Here is a 19,233-nt window from a genome sequence, read left to right as displayed (position 1 = left end):
GTCATGGGATTGCTTAAATTTCCGTTGCTGGCCTTGCTGCTCACCGCGTTGCCGGCGTTTGCCGCTGAAGACACCGCCGCGCTGATCCAGAAAGGCGCCTATGTGGCCCGTGCCGGCGACTGCGAAGCCTGCCACCGCACGGCTGAAAACGGCGGCGCGCCGCTGGCCGGCGGGTATGTGATCGACTCGCCCATGGGCAAGATCATCTCCAGCAACATCACCCCGTCTAAGGCCTACGGCATCGGCGACTACACCGAGCAGCAACTGGCGGACGCCTTGCGCAAAGGCATCAACGCCAAGGGCCAGCACTTGTACCCGGCAATGCCTTACACCTCGTACCAGGGCATGAGCGATGACGACATCCACGCCTTGTACGTGTACCTGCAACAGGGCGTCAAAGCCGTGGACCAACCGGTGCCGGAAACCCACCTGGCGTTCCCGTTCAACATCCGCCAACTGATGTTCGGCTGGAACCTGGTGTTCCTCGACAGCCAGGGCTTTGTACCCAAGCCCGGCGCCACCGAACAGGTCAGCCGTGGCCAGTACCTGGTGGACAACCTGGCCCACTGCGGCGCCTGCCACACCCCGCGTAATGCGTTGATGGCCGAGGACAACAGCCAGTACCTGGCCGGTGCGAAACTGGGGGGATGGGTCGCGCCCAACATCACCTCCGACAAGGTCAGTGGCCTGGGGGACTGGAGCGACGACGACCTGGTCAACTTCCTGAAAAACGGTCACCTCGCCGACAAGGCCCAGGCGGCAGGCGGCATGGCCGAAGCCGTGGAAAACAGCTTCCGCTACCTCAGCGACAGCGACCTGCACGCCATGGCCGCCTACCTGCACAGCGTGCCGCCGATCCGCGACCCCGGGCAGACCGAGCGCGTCGTGCGCAAGGTCACACCCGTGGACATGAGCACCCTGGAAACCGGCCAGGGCGACCAGGCCTCACTGGCCGATGCCACCGGCCTGAATGGCGCACGCCTCTACAACTCGGCCTGTTCCAGTTGCCATGGCCGCGATGGCCAGGGCAGTGCCGACAAGTTTTACCCGTCCCTGAGCCTCAACACCGCGCTCAACGGCAACCAGGCCAACAACCTGGTGATGGCGATCATCGCGGGCATCGACCGTAAAGGGGCCGATGGTGCCGTGAGCATGCCGGCCCTGGGCGGCGACCTGAACGACGCGCAAATCGCCGCCATTGCCAACTACAGCCTGCACACCTTCGGCAACCCGGCGCTGAGCGTCAGTTCCGAAGAAGTCACCAGCCTGCGTCGCGGTGGGGATGTGCCCTTGTTGATCACTGCCATGCCGTATCTGTTGTGGGGCGGTGGTTTTGTGGTGTTGGTACTGATCATCGTGCTGGTGCTGTGGCGCCGTCACCGCAAACACCTGCGGGAAGTGGAGGCCAAGCGGATCGCATTGAACCGGCGTTTTCATTCCAAGTAGGTAGAAACGCAAAAGCCCCGCCTTCGGTCTGAAGCGCGGGGCTTTTTGTTGGCCGGGTAAATCAGCGGGTGCTTTCCTCGTCATACCCAATGGCAGGAACGGGGGCGAATCCCGCACCTGACGCTGCGAGCCGACAAGGAGAGGTCTTCATGGTCAACGTGAGTCGTCGTTCCCTGATCGCACTGGGCGCGGCCTTGCCCTTGCTGGGGCGCCTGGAGTGGGCTGAAGCGAGTCCGGCTGTGGCGGCGCCCGAGGCGCTGCTCAACTACAACGAAAGCCCCTACGGCCCCTCGCCGGCTGCGCGGCAGGCGATGCAGCGCGGCATTGCCGCCTCGGGGCGCTATCCTTACCCGGACATGTACGCGCTGGTCGAACAGTTTGCCAAACAGCAGGGCATTCTGGAGGAGCAGGTGGCGGTGTTCGCCGGCTCCATGGCCGCGTTGCGTTACGCGGTGCTGGCGTTTACCAGCGAAACCCGCAGCCTGGTGATGGCCACGCCTTCCTACGAAGTACCGCGCGAGGCTGCCGAATCGCGCAAGGCCAAGGTGCACGAAGTAGACCTCACCGCCGATCACGCCCATGACCTTCCCGCCATGCTCGCCATTGACCGGCAGCCCGGCCTGATCTACCTCTGCAACCCGAACAACCCCACCGGCACCCTCACACCCGCCAAGGCCATCGAACAGGCCCTGGCGAACAAGCCCAAAGGCAGCATTTTGCTGGTGGACGAGGCCTACATCGACTTCAGCGATGCGCCCAGTTGCGTGGCGTGGGTCAGGGACCATGACGACTTGCTGGTGCTGCGTACGTTCTCGAAAATCTACGGCCTGGCCGGCGCGCGCCTGGGGCTGGCCATCGGTCATCCGGCGTTGCTGGAACAGTTGGCGGTGTATGGCGGGGATAACGTGCCGGCTGCCGCCAGCTTGCTCGCCGGCCGCGCCAGCCTCGCGGATACGCAACTGGTGCCTGCGCGCAAGGCGCTGAATACACGGTTGCGGGATGAAACGGTGGCGTGGCTAAAAAGCCGGGGATTCACCTGCACGGCGTCTCACAGCAACTGCTTCATGATTGACGTGCGCCGTCCGGCCGAACAGGTCATCGAGCAGTTGGGCGAGCAGGGCGTGAAGATCGGGCGCGTGTGGAAAAACTGGCCGCAGTGGGTGCGGGTCACGGTGGGGAATGCTGACGAGATGCGGCGGTTTCGCGAGGTGTTTGCGGCTCAGGTCGTACGCTGAATTCGCTGCGACGCAGACCCAATGTGGGAGCTGGGCTTGCCCGCGATGCAGGCACCTCGGTGTGTCAGCTGCAACGAGGTGATGCTATCGCAGGCAAGCCAGCTCCCCCAGAGAGATCGGGTTACTGCTGGGCGATGCTGTAGCCCTCAAACGCGGTCTGCTGCTGCAGCGCCGTGATGATGCTTTTACGTGTCAGTGGCTGCTCGGCGCCCGAGTTATCCACAAAGGTTTCAACTTCCAGTTCCGCCTCGTCACCTTCACCGACAAAGGTAAAGCCGAGGAACTCAAACGCCTCGCGGTCGACATTCGGCTTGGAGCGTGGCGAACGCATCGGCAGGGTGACGCTGATGCCGTCCTTGCTGATGGCGAACACTTCCGCTTCCTTCTTCGGGCGGGAAGCCTTGCCTTTACCGGCGCTCGGGTTGCTGATGGCCTGGTGGGTCTGGTTCAGCACCTTGAGGGCCAAACCGTAGACCAGCTCCTGAAACTCCGGGTCGTCCTTGAAGCTGGACAGGATGCGGCTGATGGAGAATTTGCTGTTCAGGTCTTCGAGGGCGGCGTTGTCGGCGGCTTCGGCGTCCTTGAGCTGCTTGAGCTCGCCCATCAGGTCGTAGGCCTTGTCGTCATCGAAAGCATCGTGCGCCTGGCGGATGGCCACGCGCAGTTCGCGAATCTGGTCGCTTTCCTTGGAGGTGTGGAACGCGTCCAGCACCATCTCGCTGATGGTCTTGGCCGCCGGCACGTGCTGTGAAAGATTGATGGCGTTTTCGTATTCAGCTTTGGACTGCAAGGCGACTACGGATTCTTCGGTACGGGAATCAGACATTGAAATTTCACTACTTCAGTAAACGGGGAGACGGGAAAAGCGTCGCGCATTTTCAGCGGGGAGGGGGATCAGGTCAAGGCAGCACAATGCCCTCATCGCGGCTGAATGACGCCAACGCCCGCCGCAGCTTGATCGCCCGCCCGCAAAACAGGCCCACCGTGAACCCCGCAGCCCCGCCCGCCAGGGCCAGCATTGGCGCGGTGCTCGACAGCAACGGATGCACGGCCTGTTGATAGCCGAGGTAATACTTCACGCCGAAGAACAATTGGGAGATCAGCAGGATTTTCCAGGTGCCGGGCACCACCAGCGTGCTGCCATCGAGGCTTGCACCCCGGGCGGTGAACAGCGCCATCGCCAACAGGCTGCCGACGGCCGCACCGCCCAGCCAGCAGCCGATCGAGAGTGCCGAGTGTTCAATGGACATCAGCGACCAGATCACCAGCACCACCGGCAGGATAACCAGCGACCGGCGGGTTTCGCGGCTGCCGCGGGTGGCCTTGATCCCGTACCAGCAGATCCACAGATAAACGGCGTACACCCAAAGAGGCGTGCCCTGGAGAATGTCGAGCATAGTCAGCGTCCGTGCCTGATGAAGGAGGGCGTCGATAGTCGCCGGGCCACGAGGGGCTTGTCCATCGATTTAACCGAGGCGCTTGCCCATTTCGAAGGCGCGCTTTTCATAGCCCAACTCTTCGTACAGGCGTTGGGCCGGTTCGTTGAAGGCCCAGACGGTCAGGCGCAAATCACCGGCGCCCTGGCGGACCGCCCAGCGCTCGGCGAGTGCCATCAGCTCACGGCCAATGCCCTGGCCGCGCTGGGCCTCCAGCACGCAGACCGAGCCGATCCGGGCGACGCGCAGCGGCTGCAGCAACGGGCTGGCCGTCTCGATGATTTGCACGGTGATAAACCCGACGCCCGCACCCTGCAACTCCGCCAGAAACACCGCCTGGACCCGGCTGGTGAGGCAGGGCCGCCAATGGGACTGGTCGCGCTCCACCTGCTCGGTGGCGGCACGGTAGATATCGGGCCGTTCCTGGTGGTGCAGGCGGTTCAACGGCTGGCCGAGCACGCACAGGGTGTGCAGGTCATCCAGGTGGGCCTGGCGATAGGTCAATCCTTGGGACATGCTGCTCCTTTGAAACGAACCGGGAAGGGAGCGTCTTTATGCCTGTTGTCCACAGGCATCACAAGCCTTGCAGGGCACTCAGCTGAGCCTCCAGCCCCTCACGCAAGCCACTGCCGCGCCGGGCGATAAACACCAGTTGCACCGCCAGCTCCGGCGTTTGCCCGTTGGCCAGGGTGAACTGGCTGCGACTGCCCACGTGTTGCAGCCAGAACGGTTGGTCGTTGCCTTGCAAATGCACCAGGCCCTTGAGCCGGAACAGGTCCTTGGGCAGTTGCCCCAGCCAGTCGCGCAAGGCTTTGGCGGGCAGCGGCTGGTTGCCCTGCCACACCCAGCTTTCAAACAGCTGGTCATGGCGCGGCAGCACCGGGCTCAGGCCGTTGCGCTCGCCGCGCTCACCCAGCAGCAGGGCGTCCGGCACCATCGCCTGCACCGTGCTCAGCACCCGTGCCCGCCCACCGATCTCGGCACGCAGGGTTTCCAGTTCGGCGGCGCTGACCAGGTCGGCCTTGTTCAGCAACACCAGGTCGGCGCAGGCCACCTGGGCCCGGGACAGCCGTGCGAACTCGCCTTCCAGCGCGCGGTAACCGCTGGCGTCCACCAGGGTGATCACCGTGTCCAGGTGCAACTGCGCCTTGAGCTGTGGATAACCCAGGGTCTGCACAATGCGTTGCGGGTCGGACACGCCGCTGCACTCGATGACGATCCGGTCCAGGCGCGGGCGCATCTGCGTCAGGCTTACCAGCTGCGCCAGCAGGTCTTCCTGCACGGTGCAGCAGATGCAGCCGTTCTGCAGGCTGACCACCGCGTCGGTGACTTCGGCGATGATCGCGGCATCGATGTTCAGCTCGCCAAAATCATTCACGATCACCGCCATGCGCCCGTACTGCGGCTGCTGGGCCATGCGGTTGAGCAGGGTGGTCTTGCCGGCGCCGAGGAACCCGGCGACCACCGTCACCGCGATGCTCGCGGCGTTCATTCGATCACCGGCGGCAGGCCTTGCCACACCGCTTGCAGCGAGGTGTCGGCGAAGATGCCGAGGCGGTCGTACACCGGGCGGCCTTCGACAAACGTCAGTTGCACCTGGGTCTGGTGGATGTAGTTGCGTGCAGGCTCGGCGAACAGATCGCGGTCGAGCACGATCAGGTCGGCCGACTTGCCCACTTGCAGGCTGCCGGTGGCGTGTTCCAGGCCCATGGCGTGGGCGCCGTTGAGGGTCGCCACTTGCAGCGCCTGTTCGAGGGTGATCGGCTCACCGAAGCATTCCGGTTCCTGGTTCCACGGGTTCTGGCGGGTGACCATGGTTTCCAGGGCCAGCCACGGGTCGATCGACGCCACCGGCCAGTCGGTGCCCATCACCGCCAGGCCGCCTTCGGCCAGTACGCCTTTGAAGTCGTAGATGCGCTTGAGGCGCTCCTGGCCATAACCGCTGCGCGCGCCGCTGGCGAAGGGTGTCGGGTACCAGGCGGCCGGGGAAAATTCAGCGATCACGTTCAGGGCCTTGAAGCGCTTGAGGTTGCCCGGGTGCAGCAAGGTGCTGTGGGCACACTGGTGACGAATCCCGCTGTCACCATTGACCCGCCGGGCTTCGGCCACCGCATCCAGGAACACGTCGGAGGCGCCGTCGCCGGTGCAGTGGGCGATCACCCGCAGGCCGCGACGGTCCATGTCCACCACCATGTCGGTGATGTGTTCCGGGGTCAGGTTGAGCTTGCCGCGCCACGTGGAATTGGCTTCCCAGGGAGTCATCAGGTACGAGGATTTTGGCTCCACGGTGCCGTCGAAGTGGAACTTCACCGCGTTCGCATTCAGCCGGGCGCTGCGGTAGTAGTGCCGCTCGCCGCCGAGCAATTCCCAGCGCCGGCGCACCGGGAAAATATCATCCTGCCAACTGATGGCGGCTTCCACGCGCAGGGTCAGTTCGCCGGCGTCGTCCAGTTCCTTGAGGGCGTCCAGGCGCCGCTCGCAGACGTGCACGTACTTGGTCGCCGTTACCCCACGGGAGCTTTGGAAATGCACGCCATCGCGATAGGCGCGGCGCAGCACGTCCACCGGGGTTGGCGGCATGGCAGCGTGGATCAGCGCGTAGGCGCCGTCGATCAGCAGGCCGGTGGGCTCGCCGTTGAGTTCGTCGCGCTCCATGTAGCCGTTGCGCGGGTCGGCAGTGTGGCGGTCGATGCCGGCCAGTTCCAGGGCTTTGGAGTTGACCATCATGGTGCCCCACATCCGGTCGAGCAGGGCCACCGGGCGGTCCGGCATGATGCTGTCGAGCCAGTCGCGGCCGGGCGTCAGCCCCGCTTCGCGGAAGGTGTAGCGCACCCAGTATTGGCCGTAGATCCAGCCGTTGCCCGGGTGGCTGTCGGCGTAGGCGTGGATCGCCGCTGCCAGTTGCTCCGGGGTCGGGTCTTCGAGGCCCACGTCCAGGTCATCGCTGTAGCGCGGGGCCAGTGCCAGGTCGGGGTGGGTGTGCATGTCGTGCAGGCCCGGCATGCAGAACGCGCCTTGCAGGTCATGCTGGCGGGTGTGCGGGCCGATCAGGCTTTGCACGTCTGCGAAGGTGCCCACGGCGATCAGGCGCCCGTCGCGAATTGCCACGGCCTCGGCCCACGGCTGGGCCGGGTCGAGGGTGTAGAGGCGAGCGTTGTGCAGCACCAGGTCGGCGTGAGGGCTGACAGCGGAGTGGGTGGAATTGAATTGGTCGGAAGCAGTCACGGGGTAAACCTCGATATTCAAAGCGGCGACGATCAACTGTGGGACCTGGCTTGTGTGGGAGCCGGGCTTGCCCGCGATAGGATCACCTCGGTGTTACTGAGAAACCGAGGTGCGTGCATCGCAGGCAAGCCAGCTCCCACAGTGATTGGGTTTCGTCAGTGGATCAGCGATTGGCCCGCAGGCCCTGAACAAACCCGGCAATGCGCTGGCAGGCGTCCTTGAGGGTGTCATCGGCGACGGTGAAGGAGATCCGCACAAAACCCTCGGCGCTGGCGCCAAAGGCCTGGGCGTCGAGCACCGAAACGCCGGTGGCGCGGAACAATTGCCAGGCGAAGTCCATGCTGGTCAGCCCAGTGCGGCGCACGTCCACCAGCATGAACATCCCGGCCTGGGGCACGCGGCAGTCCAGGTCGGTGATCGCGCTCAAGCCTTGCACCACCAGGTCACGCCGCCGGCGATACACCGCCCGTGCATCGCTGACCACCGCATCATCCACGTCCAGCGCCTTGATCGCGGCTTCCTGGATAAACCCCGGCAGGCCGTAGAGCATGCACAGCAGCAGGTTATCCAGATGCCCGATCAAGGGTGTGGGCCCCACCACCCAGCCCACGCGCCAGCCGGTCATGGCGTGGGTTTTCGACAGGCTGTTGAGCACCACGGTGCGCTCGGCCATGCCCGGCAACGAGGCGATGCTCAGGTGTTCATGGTCGTAGGTGATCTGCCCGTAGACTTCATCGGAGATCACCCACAGGTCGTATTGGCGCGCCACCTCGGCGACCATTTCCAGCTCTTCACGGCTGTAGACGTTGCCGGTCGGGTTGCAGGGCGTGGCCAGGGCGATGCCCCGGGTCTTGTCGGTGATCGCCGCTTCCAGCGCGGCGCGGGTCAGGCGAAAGCCGTTGGCCGCCGGTTGCTCAATGGTCGCAATGCGCGCCCCGGAGGCGTGGATGCAGGCCTCGTAGGTCAGGTACATCGGCTCCGGCACCAGCACTTCATCGCCATGGCTGAACAGGCACAGCGAGGCGGCAAACAAACCGTTCTGCGCGCCGGCCACCAGCGCCACATTGTCGGCGTGCACCGCAACGCCTTGCAGCCGGCTTTGCTTGATGGCGATCGCTTCGCGCAGGGCCGGGCGGCCGAGCACGTGGGTGTAGTGGGTGTCGCCGGCGCGCAGGGCGTCGACGGCGGCTTCGCAAATCGCGCTGTCGGTGGCGAAGTCCGGGTCGCCCACGCTGAGCACGATCACGTCCTCGCCACGGCCCCGGGCCTCGACGGCCGCGTAGTGAATATCCCAGGCGCTGACGGACTCGCCGCTAATGCGTTCGACAAACGGGGAATAACGCATCCTTGTTCTCCTTAAAGCAAAATTGATTCAAGCCTGGCGCTGCGGGACTTTGCCCCAGCGCGAGAAGCCGTGTTCGATCACGAACGCCAACACAATGTAGATCAGCGCCACCGCCAGCAGCGGCTCATACACGCGCAGGGTCTGTGCCCGCACCAGGTTGGCGGCCCCCAGCAAGTCGGTGACGGCCACGGTGGAGGCCAGCGCGGTGGCCTTGAGCAGCAGCACCGTCTCGCCGACCAGGGTGGGCTTGACCAGCTCCAGGGCACGGGGCAACCAGACCCGGCGCAGCACCATCATTCGCTTCATGCCATAGGCCCGCGCGGCTTCCAGCTCACCCTTGGGCACGGCCCGCAAGGCGCCGCGCAGCACTTCGCCGACGTAGGCGCCCACACACAAAATCAGCGCCAGGGCCACGTACCAGAAGCCTTCGCGCAGGTATGGCCAGAGAAAACTGCCGCGAATCAGCGGGTAGCTGGCGAACACACTGCCCACGCCGTAGTACAGGATGTAGATCTGCACCAGCAGCGGTGTGCCGCGAAACACGGCGGTGTAGGCGCGCAACGGGCCGCTGATCAGCGGGTTGGACGACAAGCGCCCCAATGCCACCAGCACCGCGAGTGCAAAGCCGAAGATGCCCGACAGCACCAGCAACTTCAGGGTGATGCCGAGGCCGTGCAGCAGCTCGCCGGCAAAACTGTTGATCCAGGAAAAGTCCATCCGCCGTGCTCCTCAGTGCTGTGGCATCCAGCGGTTGATCCGGCGCTCGAACACCCGGAACGCGCCGTTGGAAATCAGCGTGATGACGAAATACACCGCCGCCACCGCCAGGTAGAACACCAGGTAATGCTTGGTGGAGCCCGCCGCCTGCTTGCCCACGGAGAGCAATTCGCTGTAGCCGACGATGCTGATCAGTGCGCTGTCCTTGACCAGCACCAGCCACAGGTTCGACAGGCCGGCCATGGCAAACGGCAACATGCTCGGCAGCAGCACCCGGCGCAGCAGCAACCAGCGTTCGATCCCGAAGGCGCGTGCCGCTTCAATCTGCCCCGCCGGAATCGCCTGGATCGCGCCGCGAATAATCTCGGCCGAATACGCACCTTGCACGATCCCCAGCACCAGCACGGCCGCGGCAAACCCGTTGACCGTGACGCTGTCGCGGCCCATGGCGGCCATGGTGATGTTCAGCAGGTCGGTGCCCGCGTAGTACAGCAGCAGAATCAGCAGCAACTCCGGCACCGCGCGGTACAGCGTGGTGTAGGCGTTGGCCAGGCGCACCAGCCAGCGCGGGCCCTTGAGTTTGATCATGGCCACCAGCAAGCCGATGGCCAGGCCCAGCACAAAGGCTCCGGCGGAGATCTGCAGGGTCACCACCGCGCCCTGGAGCAGGGCGTGAAGCCAGCCGTCGGCGACGAACAGCTGGGAGAGTTCGGACAAAGAAATCATGAGTTTTTCCGCCGGGTGTTACTGCGCAGAGATGTCGACGCTGAAGTAGCGGCTGCGAATCTTGTCGTAAGTGCCGTCGGCCTTCATCGCTGCCAGCGCGCTGTTGAGTTGCTGCTTGAGGGCGTCGTCACCCTTGCGTACCGCCGCACCGATGCCCGAACCGAACAGCGGGTCTTTCGGCGCCAGGCCCTTGTCGGCCAGGCCGCTGCCGCCGGAGGATTTGAGCAGCGGCTCGATGGTCAGCGCGTCGGCCAGCATCACGTCGATGCGCCCGCTTTGCAGGTCGGCGGTCATGTCGTCCTGGGTGGTGTAGTAGCGCAGGGTCGAGCCCTTGGCGTAGTAGGCCTTGAGGTAGGTGGCGTTGGAGGTCGAGCCTTGTACGCCGATGACTTTGCCTTTGAGGCCTTCGGGGGTAGTGGTCAGGTCCAGGCTGGCATCGGCCACCCACATGGCCGGCGTCTGGTAGTACGGCGCGGTGAAGTCGACGACCTTTTCACGCTCTTCGGTGATGCTCATGGAGTTGAGGATCACGTCGATCTGCTTGGAGGTCAGCGCCGGGATCAGCCCGTCCCAGGACACTTCCTTGAGCGGGCACTGGGCTTGCAGGCGCTCGCACAAGGCCTTGATCAGTTCCGGCTCGAAACCGCTCCAGGCGCCATTGCCGGCTTTCTCGGAGAACGGCGGGTAAGGTTCCAGGGCGATACCGAAGACGATTTTTTCGGCGGCCACGGCGCTGTGGGCGGCGAGCGCGAACAGGCAGCCGGCGGTGAGAGTCTTGATCAGCTTTTGCATGGGATTACCCTGTTTGAGTTGTTTTTGGGGGGCAGTGTTGGAGCGATCAAACGCGATTGTCCTGGGCCATGACGAACTGGCGGCAGCGCTCGCTATCAGGATTCTGGAAGACTTTTTGTGGCGTGCCTTCTTCTTCTACCAAGCCCTGGTGCAGGAACATCACCTTGCTCGACACGTCGCGGGCGAAGGCCATTTCGTGGGTGACGAGGATCATGGTGCGGCCTTCTTCGGCGATGCCCTGGATGACCTTGAGCACTTCGCCCACCAGCTCCGGGTCGAGGGCCGAGGTGGGTTCATCCATCAGCAGCACCCGGGGGCGCATGGCCAGGGCGCGGGCGATGGCCACGCGCTGTTGCTGGCCGCCGGAGAGGAAGGCGGGGAAGGCATCGCGCTTGTCCGCCAGGCCGACTTTTTCCAGCAGCTGTTCGCCGTGGGCGATGGCGTCCTTGCGGTCTTCGCCGAGCACGTACACCGGCGCTTCGATGACGTTTTCCAGCACGGTGCGGTGGGGCCACAGGTTGAAACTCTGGAACACCATCGACAGTTGGGTGCGCAGCCGCGCCACCTGGTCGGGGTCAGCGATTCGCGGGTTGCCGGCGCGGTCTTTTTTCAGCCGCACTTCTTCGCCGTTGATGCGCAGGCTGCCGCTGCACGGGATCTCCAGCAGGTTGATGCAGCGCAGCAGGGTGCTTTTGCCCGAGCCGCTGGAACCGATCAGCGACACCACTTCGCCTTCGTTGGCGCGCAGGGAGATGCCTTTGAGAACGTGGTGTGCGGCGTAGCTCTTGTGCAGAGCGTCGATGGCGACCACCGGGGTGACGGAATTGGGCTGCGCGTGCAAGGGTTATCCCTCTTGTTTTTGTAAGGTAAGCGGCCTCACGGGTGCGCCGTGATGGAGGTCGAGAATAGCTACTGGCCCTTTGAGGTCAATCGAGGATTTTTCGCCCGACCTTGAAATTTAATTCAACTGTCCTGCTGAAAACTTCCCGGTGCTGTGGCTATGTCTGGCGGTGGATAACGGCTATGGTGCGCAAAAATACCCGCCGGTGAAGACCTATGCGCTACCCCTCCATGACCGCCTTGCGGGCGCTGGACGCGGTGGCTCGGCTGGGCAGCGTGTCGGACGCTGCCACCGAGCTGAACCTGACCCCCAGCGCCATCAGCCACCAGATCAAGAGCCTGGAGCAGACGTTGGGGTTTGCCCTGACCGAGCGCACCGGGCGCAGCATTCGCATCACCTGGCAGGGCGAGCGCTATGCCCGGGACATCCACCTGCTGCTGGCGAATATCCTCGAAGCCGGGCAGCGCTTTGACGGCCAGCAGGTCAGCGGGCGCCTGTGCATCAGCAGCCCGGCGGGGTTTGCGACGTATTGGTTGTGCACCCACATCGCGGATTTCCAGGCGCTGTACCCACAGGTGGAATTGCACCTGATTTCCCCTCGTACGCCAGACGACACCAGCGACCAGAACGCCGACCTGTTCGTGGCCTACGGCATGGGCGACTGGCCGAACCAGCATGTGCAGAAGATCGTGTCGTTGCGTTATTTCCCGGTGTGCAGCCCGCGCCTGGTCAACACCATGGGCGGGCTCAAGACCCCGGAAAACCTGGTGGGCGCGCCGTTGCTGCACATGATCGACTACTCCGACTGGCGCGTGTGGCTGGCTGCCGCCGGGGCGCCGAATGTGGATGTGCAGCGCGGCATCGTGTTTGCCGATGCGCATTTTGTGCAGTCGGCGTGCATTGCCAGCCAGGGGATTGCCATGGGCGACAACCTGATCAGCGGCGAGGCATTGGCCAAGGGCTGGCTGGTGCGGCCGTTCGAGACCGAGATCGAGTCCAATCGCGGGTATTACCTGGTGGCCGATCACCAGAAGGTCGAGCGCCCGGTGGTGCAGGCGTTTGGGGAGTGGGTGAAGTTGCAGTTGGGCAGCGGTTTACTCAGTTGAGGGCGTGACCTGTGAATTTTTTTCGGCAGTGGTGGTGAAATTTTTCGATTGTTGCGCCTCCTTGCGCGCCCTATGGTCCCGCACATCGACACAGAACAATAAAAAAGGAGTGAGCAATGACCACCTGTGCCCAGTCACTGGTGCGCCTGCTGGAAGGGTATGGCGTAGACACCGTCTTCGGCATCCCCGGCGTGCACACCGTTGAACTCTACCGTGGCCTGCACGGCAGCCGCCTGCGCCATATCAGCCCGCGCCACGAGCAGGGCGCCGGCTTCATGGCTGACGGTTACGCCCGGGCCAGTGGCAAGCCCGGCGTGTGTTTCATCATCACCGGCCCGGGCATGACCAACATCCTCACGGCCATGGGCCAGGCCTACGCCGACTCGATCCCGATGCTGGTGATTTCCACCACCAACCGCCGCGAACACCTGCGCCTGGGCCACGGCCACCTGCACGAACTGCCGGACCAGCGCGCGATGGTCGCCGGCGTGTGCGCCTTCAGCCACACCCTGCAATCACCGGCGCAACTCCCGGAAATCCTCGCCCGGGCCTTTGCGGTTTTCAAATGTGCACGCCCGCGCCCGGTGCACCTGGAAATCCCGCTGGACGTGCTGGACATGCCCGCTGTCGACCTCAACCTGATGCCCCGCAGCTTGCCCGGCGCGCCGGCTCCGGCACCGGCCTCGCTGGCCGCCGCTCTGCGGTTGCTCAACGAAGCACGCCGCCCGTTGATCCTCGCCGGTGGCGGTGCCCGGGACTGCGCCCAAGTGTTGCAGCAACTCGCCGAGCATCTCCAGGCGCCGGTGGCGCTGACCACCAATGCCCGTGGCTTGCTGCCGATGAATCACCCGCTGTTGCTGGACGGCGTGCAGTCATCCCGTCATGGCCGCTCGCTGTTTGACGAGGCCGATGTGATCCTCGCGGTGGGCACCGAACTGGGAGAAACCGACTACGATTTCTTCGGCCTCGGCCCGCTGAAATTCAAGGCGCCGCTGATTCGCCTGGACATCGACCCGATGCAAGTCATGGGCGTGCAACGGGCCCATGTCGGCCTGGTGGGCGATGCCCGCGAAGGCTTGCAGGCGCTGCTGGAACAGGTCGCCCCGCAAGCCTCGTCCGGCAGTTGGGCGCAGGATGGCGTGCAACGGGTCAACCGGATCGAGCGCGACAGCTGGACTGCCAAGCAACAGGGCCTGCAAGGCTTGCTCGACCTGCTGCGCGACAGCCTGGTGGACCCGTTGATCGTCGGCGATTCAACCCAGCCGGTGTACCAGGGCGCGGTGGGTTACCAGGCGCCGGCCGCCAACAGCTGGTTCAACGCCGGCACCGGCTACGGCACCCTCGGCTACGGCTTGCCGGCGGCCATCGGCGCGAAACTGGCCAGGCCCGAACGCCCGGTGGTGGCGCTGGTGGGCGACGGCGGCATGCAGTTCTCCTGCGCCGAACTGATCGCCGCCCGCGAGGCCGATGTGGGCGTGATCATGGTGCTGTGGAACAACCAGTGCTACGGCGAGATTCGCGACTACATGGAAGCGCGGGAAATACCGCCGCTGGGGGTCGACATCATGACCCCGGACTTTGCCGCCATGGCCCGCAGCTTCCATATCGCCCATCACGCGGTGGATACCCCACAGGCCTTGCACACACTGTTGCAGGCGCTGGCCGGCACCCGCCAGCCGGTGATGATCGAACTCGACGCCGCCCGCTACCTGAAAAACGCCTGATCCTCTGAAACACCGCAGATCAACTGTGGGAGCTGGCTTGCCTGCGATGGCATCACCTCGGTGTTACTGATGTACCGAGTCGTCTGCATCGCGGGCAAGCCCGGCTCCCACAGGTGTGTGATCCCTCCTGGCCCTGACCCACATCAAGGGCCGCGCACAAAAAATCCGCTACAACGAAGCTGGGGCTGATCATGCCCCGGTTATCCGCCTGATGACCCAATAAAAACGATTGCAGACCTGCGTCGAGGGGACCACCCCAGGCCCGGGTTATTAAAGGAATAGTGCGATGATTTTTCCCCTGTCACGTCTGGGCCTTGTGGGGGTGATGCTGTGTCTGTCTCTTCCCCTGCACGCCAACGAAGCCGACCCCACGCTGATCGAACAGGGCAAATACGTTGCCCAACTGGGCGACTGCATCGCCTGCCATACCGCCAAACAGGGCGCGCCAATGGCCGGCGGGCTGGAACTGAGCACGCCGATGGGCACGATTTATTCGAGCAACATCACCCCCGATCGCGACACCGGCATCGGCCAGTACAGCTTCGAGCAGTTCGACCGGGTGATGCGTGAAGGCGTGACGCCGGCGGGGCAGAACCTGTACCCGGCGATGCCGTATCCGTCCTACGCAAAGATGAGCGAAGGTGACATGCGCGCCCTGTTCGCCTACCTGATGCAGGGCGTGGAGGCGGTGAACAAACCGAACCTGGAGGCCGAGATGGGTTTCCCGTTCAACCAGCGCTGGGGCCTGGCGTTGTGGAATTTTGCGTTCCTGGACAAGCAGCCGTTTGCGCCGGACCCGGCCAGGGATGAGGTGTTGAACCGTGGCGCGTATCTGGTCCAGGGCCTGGGGCATTGCGGTTCCTGCCACACACCGCGCGGCATCGCGTTCCAGGAAAAGGCCATGAGCGATGCCGGGCGCAGCGGCCAGCATTACCTGGCCGGGGAGACTGTGGAGCATTGGCGCGCCTTGAGCCTGCGCAACCTGTGGACCGTGGACGACACCGTGCAATTGCTCAAGACCGGGCAGAACCGCTTTGCCACGGTCTCGGGCAACATGGCGGATGTGATTCATCACAGCACCCAGCACTTCACCGACGCCGACTTGACGGCCATCGCGACCTATTTGAAATCCCTGCCGCCGGGCAAGGACGACCTGCCGATGCCCGCCGTGGCCCACGAGCCCGCCGCGCCGCCCAAGGACCTGTATACCAGCCGTGGCGGCCTGGGCTACATGCAGTTTTGCAGTGACTGCCACCGCAGCGACGGCGGCGGGGTAAAGGGCTTGTTCCCGAGGCTGGCGGGCAACCCGGGCGTTGCTTCGAACAACCCGACGTCACTGCTGCATATCACGCTTACCGGCTGGGAAACCGCTGAAACGGCAACCCATCCACGGGTCTACACCATGCCTGGGTTTGCCCGGCTGGCGGACCAGGAAATCGCTGAAATCCTCAGCTTTGTGCGCAGCAGTTGGGGCAACGAAGGCACGCCCATTACGGCTGCCCAGGTGAAGAAAATGCGCGGGCAGCTCAACCCGGTCACCACCGATTCTTCCGCGTTCGAAACCCCGCGCCTGGCTGAATTGCTGGCGGCGCCGAATGCCGATCAAGTGGTACGCGGCATGCGCTTGCACCTGCAAACCAAGGAACTGCTGCCCGATAACGTTGGCAACGCGCTGAACTGCACCAGTTGCCATCTCAACGCAGGCACCGTGGCCGACGGTTCGCCGTTTGTGGGCGTCTCGGCGTTTTTCCCCGGCTATGCGCCGCGTGCGGGCAAGGTGGTAAGCCTGCAAGAGCGGATCAACGGCTGCTTCCGGCGCTCGATGAATGGCACGCCGTTGCCACCGGAATCGGCGGAGATGCAGGCGATGGTGGCGTACTTCGACTGGATGAAAAACAACACTAAACCGCAAGACAAAGTGACGGGGCGCGGGGTCGGCAAGGTCGACCCTGCGATCAAGCCGGACATGGAGAATGGCAAGCAGGTGTACGCCAGGCAGTGCGCGGTGTGCCATGGCGACAACGGCCAGGGTTTGACGCGGGCGGATGGCGAACCGGTGTACCCGCCGTTGTGGGGCGAGCAGTCGTTCAATATCGGGGCGGGGATGGCGCGGCTGTACACGGCGGCGGCGTTCGTCAAGCGCAACATGCCGATCGGGTTCCACGAGAAATTCCCGTTGGGGCAGGGTGGGCTGTCGGATCAGGAGGCGGTGGATGTGGCGGCGTACTTCTCCCAACAACCTCGCCCGGATTTCCCGGACAAGGTGAAGGATTGGCCTAAGGGCGGTAAGCCGGTGGATGCGCGGTACTAGTTAAGCGTTAACATCGGGACTGTAGCAAAGGTGCTTATTGTGGCGAGGGAGCTTGCTCCCGCTGGGCTGCGCAGCGGCCCCAAAATAGTGGGAGCGCTACGCACTCCAGCGGGAGCAAGCTCCCTCGCCACAGAGGTTTCAATCAGCTTTTAAAAGGTGGTACGCAGACCGACCTGCACACTCCGGCCCGGTGCCGGAGCAATATCCCGCAGGATCGAACTGGCATAGCGCACGGTCTGGTTCGTCAGGTTCTCGCCGTTCACAAACGCCAGCCACTGGCTGCCGCCCACATTGAAACGGTAGCCGGCGCTGGCGCCCAGGGTGGTGTAGCCGTCGGTGCCGCTTTCGTTATCCGGTACCCGGCCTTGACCTGCTGCGTGTTCAACGTCGATCCGCGCCTGCCAACGATCCAGTTCCCACAACAAACCGCTGTTCAAACGCAACGGCGCAATCCGGGGCAACGCTTCACCCGTGTCCAGGTTGGTCGCACGGGTGTAGTCGCCCGACAGCTCCAGCGCGAACTTGCCGTAGGCACCTTCTCCCAGCTTGATGTGGTCCTGGGCTTCAAACCCTGCGAAACGCGCACGCACGCCGGAGTATTTGTACTCAGGGATGCCGCCGGCGTCTTCCTCGCCTTCGTCATTCAGGGTACGACCGCTGCCCAGCAGGCCGATGTAGTTGGAGAAGTGGCTGTAGAACACTCCGAAGCTGCCTTTGTGGGTGCCGTTGTCAAAGCGCAGTGCCAGGTCGCTGGACACGGCTTTTTCCTTCGACAGGTTGGCGTCGCCCAGTTCATAGGTGCCGGTGGCGACGTGGGCGCCGTTGGCATACAGCTCGTAGAAGGTCGGGGCGCGTTCGGTGTAGCCGAGGGTGGCAGCCAGCGACCAGATTGGCGTCAGGGTATACACCGCGCCGGACGACAGGCTGCCGGCGGTGAAGTCGGCGGATTTGTTGGCATTGGCGAAGCGCGCGTTGCCCTTGCCGTCCGGGTCGACGTTGGTGTGTTCCAGGCGCCCGCCGAGGCTTAGCTTGAGGCGGTCGGTGGCCTGCATTTCTTCGAGGATAAACAGCGCGCCGGCATTGGTGTCGGTCTGCGGCACGAAGGCTTCTTCACCCAGGGCCGAGAATTCATTGCGGCTGACTTGCGCGCCCACCACGCCGTTGAACGGCCCGATCGGCAAGTGCCGGGCTTCCACGCGGGCTTCGTAGCCCTTGTTCTTGAAGGTGGTGCCGGTTTCGCCGCCTTCGATTTCCATGTGCTTGTAGTCGGTATAACCGGCGTCGAGTTTGACCGAGGTGAACGGCCCTTGCAGGTTACGGATCTCGGACGCGAAGGCGTAGTGATCCTGCTTCATGCGGATGCGCACATCCTGCTCGGCCGGGGAGCCGTAGTTGCTGTCGTAGTTGCTGTAGGACAGCCCGGCGTAACCGTCGTCCCACGTGTAGGAACCGCCGACCGAGCCGCCGTCCTGACGCCCGTTGCTGTTGCCCAGGCGACCGTTCTTGCCTTCACCGTCTTCGCTTTCCGGCGCATGGCGGCTGCGGGCAAAACCGGGGATTTTCAGGTCGTTGAATTCCCGCGCGTTGGCATCCAGGTGCAAGGCGAAGCTGCCGTTGCCGGCCTCCAGTTTGCCGGCGCTGCTGCGGGTGGTGTCGGCGCCGCCGTAGCGCAATTCACCGGCACCGTGAATGCCCTCAATGGCCTCGGTGGGGATGCGGTTGTCGAAGGTGTTCACCACGCCACCAATGGCGCTGCCGCCATACAGCAGGGCGGCCGGGCCGCGCACGATTTCGATGCGGTCGACGTTGACCGGGTCCAGCGGCACCGCGTGGTCATAGGACAGCGACGAAGCGTCCAGCGCGCCGACGCCGTTGCGCAGGATGCGAATGCGGTCGCCGTCCTGGCCACGAATGATCGGCCGGCTGGCACCCGGGCCGAAGTACGAGGACGACACGCCGGGTTGCTTGTTCAGGGTTTCACCCAGGCTGCCTTTTTGTTGCAGGGTCAGGTCATCGCCTTCCAGCACGGTGGTGGGCGAGGCGAGGGTTTCGCTGCCCAGCGGGTTGCCGGTGATGACTTGGGGTTGCAACTCCAGGGCGTTGGCCTGGGAGGTGATCAACAGGGCGGCGGCCAGCGGGGTGAGGCGCCAGAGAGAAGAGAGGGACATCGGTCGTTCCTTGGCAAACGGCAAAAAGAGAAGGCTGAAAACGGTAAGGGATTCGATACCCCTTGATAGTTATCGTTACAATATAACATCACTTTTTTCCCTGCCAAGGGGAACTTCTCCCAAACCCTGCTCGATCATTCCCACTCTGATCGTTCCCACGC

General features: G+C 64.1%; 16 protein-coding genes. 5 read left to right on the top strand and 11 right to left on the bottom strand.

All coding sequences use genetic code 11. The features are described 5' to 3' along the window. Window positions 1-3: 3 nt before the first annotated feature. Window positions 4-1,446 carry a c-type cytochrome gene (locus HKK54_RS04330; RefSeq protein WP_169386241.1) on the top strand — a complete coding sequence of 481 codons (1,443 nt, stop codon included), beginning with the start codon at window positions 4-6 and terminating at the stop codon, window positions 1,444-1,446. 149 nt (window positions 1,447-1,595) lie between these two features. Next, the gene (ptaA, locus tag HKK54_RS04325; protein ID WP_169386240.1) at window positions 1,596-2,681 is read left to right on the top strand and encodes a pyoverdine biosynthesis transaminase PtaA; all 1,086 of its coding nucleotides are present in this window, start codon (window positions 1,596-1,598) and stop codon (window positions 2,679-2,681) included. Between the two features lie 121 nt (window positions 2,682-2,802). On the opposite strand, the gene HKK54_RS04320 is transcribed toward ptaA, so the two are convergent. The 10 genes from HKK54_RS04320 to HKK54_RS04275 all read right to left on the bottom strand — a co-directional run bounded on the left by HKK54_RS04320 (window position 2,803) and on the right by HKK54_RS04275 (window position 11,763). Next, on the bottom strand, window positions 2,803-3,507 hold the full coding sequence (locus HKK54_RS04320; RefSeq protein WP_169386239.1) for a hypothetical protein: 705 nt from the start codon (window positions 3,505-3,507) through the stop codon (window positions 2,803-2,805). A gap of 73 nt (window positions 3,508-3,580) precedes the next feature. Continuing rightward, window positions 3,581-4,078 carry a hypothetical protein gene (locus HKK54_RS04315; protein WP_169386238.1) on the bottom strand — a complete coding sequence of 166 codons (498 nt, stop codon included), beginning with the start codon at window positions 4,076-4,078 and terminating at the stop codon, window positions 3,581-3,583. Window positions 4,079-4,147: 69 nt separating this feature from the next. Beyond that, window positions 4,148-4,633: a GNAT family N-acetyltransferase gene (locus tag HKK54_RS04310; RefSeq protein WP_169386237.1), complete on the bottom strand. Its 486-nt coding sequence runs from the start codon at window positions 4,631-4,633 to the stop codon at window positions 4,148-4,150. A gap of 58 nt (window positions 4,634-4,691) precedes the next feature. After that, window positions 4,692-5,609, bottom strand: a complete 918-nt coding sequence (locus HKK54_RS04305; RefSeq protein WP_169386236.1) for a CobW family GTP-binding protein — start codon at window positions 5,607-5,609, stop codon at window positions 4,692-4,694. Continuing rightward, window positions 5,606-7,342 (bottom strand): amidohydrolase, encoded by a 1,737-nt coding sequence (locus HKK54_RS04300; protein ID WP_169386235.1) that lies wholly within the window; start codon window positions 7,340-7,342, stop codon window positions 5,606-5,608. The genes HKK54_RS04305 and HKK54_RS04300 overlap by 4 nt, the downstream gene beginning before the upstream one ends. A 163-nt stretch (window positions 7,343-7,505) precedes the next feature. Then, window positions 7,506-8,687 carry a pyridoxal phosphate-dependent aminotransferase gene (locus tag HKK54_RS04295; RefSeq protein ID WP_169386234.1) on the bottom strand — a complete coding sequence of 394 codons (1,182 nt, stop codon included), beginning with the start codon at window positions 8,685-8,687 and terminating at the stop codon, window positions 7,506-7,508. Between the two features lie 27 nt (window positions 8,688-8,714). Next, on the bottom strand, window positions 8,715-9,404 hold the full coding sequence (locus tag HKK54_RS04290; RefSeq protein ID WP_010170308.1) for an ABC transporter permease: 690 nt from the start codon (window positions 9,402-9,404) through the stop codon (window positions 8,715-8,717). Between the two features lie 12 nt (window positions 9,405-9,416). Continuing rightward, a complete protein-coding gene (locus HKK54_RS04285; protein WP_010170306.1) occupies window positions 9,417-10,130 on the bottom strand; it encodes an ABC transporter permease in 714 nt (237 codons plus the stop codon). Window positions 10,131-10,148: 18 nt separating this feature from the next. Continuing rightward, window positions 10,149-10,922, bottom strand: a complete 774-nt coding sequence (locus tag HKK54_RS04280) for a transporter substrate-binding domain-containing protein (protein WP_010170304.1) — start codon at window positions 10,920-10,922, stop codon at window positions 10,149-10,151. A 46-nt stretch (window positions 10,923-10,968) separates the two neighbouring features. Next, a complete protein-coding gene (locus HKK54_RS04275) occupies window positions 10,969-11,763 on the bottom strand; it encodes an ABC transporter ATP-binding protein (RefSeq protein WP_169386233.1) in 795 nt (264 codons plus the stop codon). A gap of 215 nt (window positions 11,764-11,978) precedes the next feature. On the opposite strand from HKK54_RS04275, the gene HKK54_RS04270 reads away from it, so the two are divergent. The 3 genes from HKK54_RS04270 to HKK54_RS04260 all read left to right on the top strand — a co-directional run bounded on the left by HKK54_RS04270 (window position 11,979) and on the right by HKK54_RS04260 (window position 16,904). Beyond that, window positions 11,979-12,869, top strand: a complete 891-nt coding sequence (locus tag HKK54_RS04270) for a LysR substrate-binding domain-containing protein (protein WP_010170300.1) — start codon at window positions 11,979-11,981, stop codon at window positions 12,867-12,869. Between the two features lie 116 nt (window positions 12,870-12,985). Further along, window positions 12,986-14,593: a 5-guanidino-2-oxopentanoate decarboxylase gene (locus tag HKK54_RS04265; protein WP_169386232.1), complete on the top strand. Its 1,608-nt coding sequence runs from the start codon at window positions 12,986-12,988 to the stop codon at window positions 14,591-14,593. 286 nt (window positions 14,594-14,879) lie between these two features. Beyond that, a complete protein-coding gene (locus HKK54_RS04260) occupies window positions 14,880-16,904 on the top strand; it encodes a c-type cytochrome (RefSeq protein ID WP_169386231.1) in 2,025 nt (674 codons plus the stop codon). A 149-nt stretch (window positions 16,905-17,053) separates the two neighbouring features. On the opposite strand, the gene HKK54_RS04255 is transcribed toward HKK54_RS04260, so the two are convergent. Then, window positions 17,054-19,072 carry a TonB-dependent receptor gene (locus HKK54_RS04255; RefSeq protein ID WP_010170294.1) on the bottom strand — a complete coding sequence of 673 codons (2,019 nt, stop codon included), beginning with the start codon at window positions 19,070-19,072 and terminating at the stop codon, window positions 17,054-17,056. Between the last annotated feature and the right edge of the window lie 161 nt (window positions 19,073-19,233).

The sequence above is a fragment of the Pseudomonas sp. ADAK13 genome (assembly GCF_012935715.1).
Taxonomy (GTDB): domain Bacteria; phylum Pseudomonadota; class Gammaproteobacteria; order Pseudomonadales; family Pseudomonadaceae; genus Aquipseudomonas.
The sequence above is the reverse complement of the archived record's forward strand: the minus strand, read 5'-3'. Positions and strand labels throughout refer to the sequence as shown.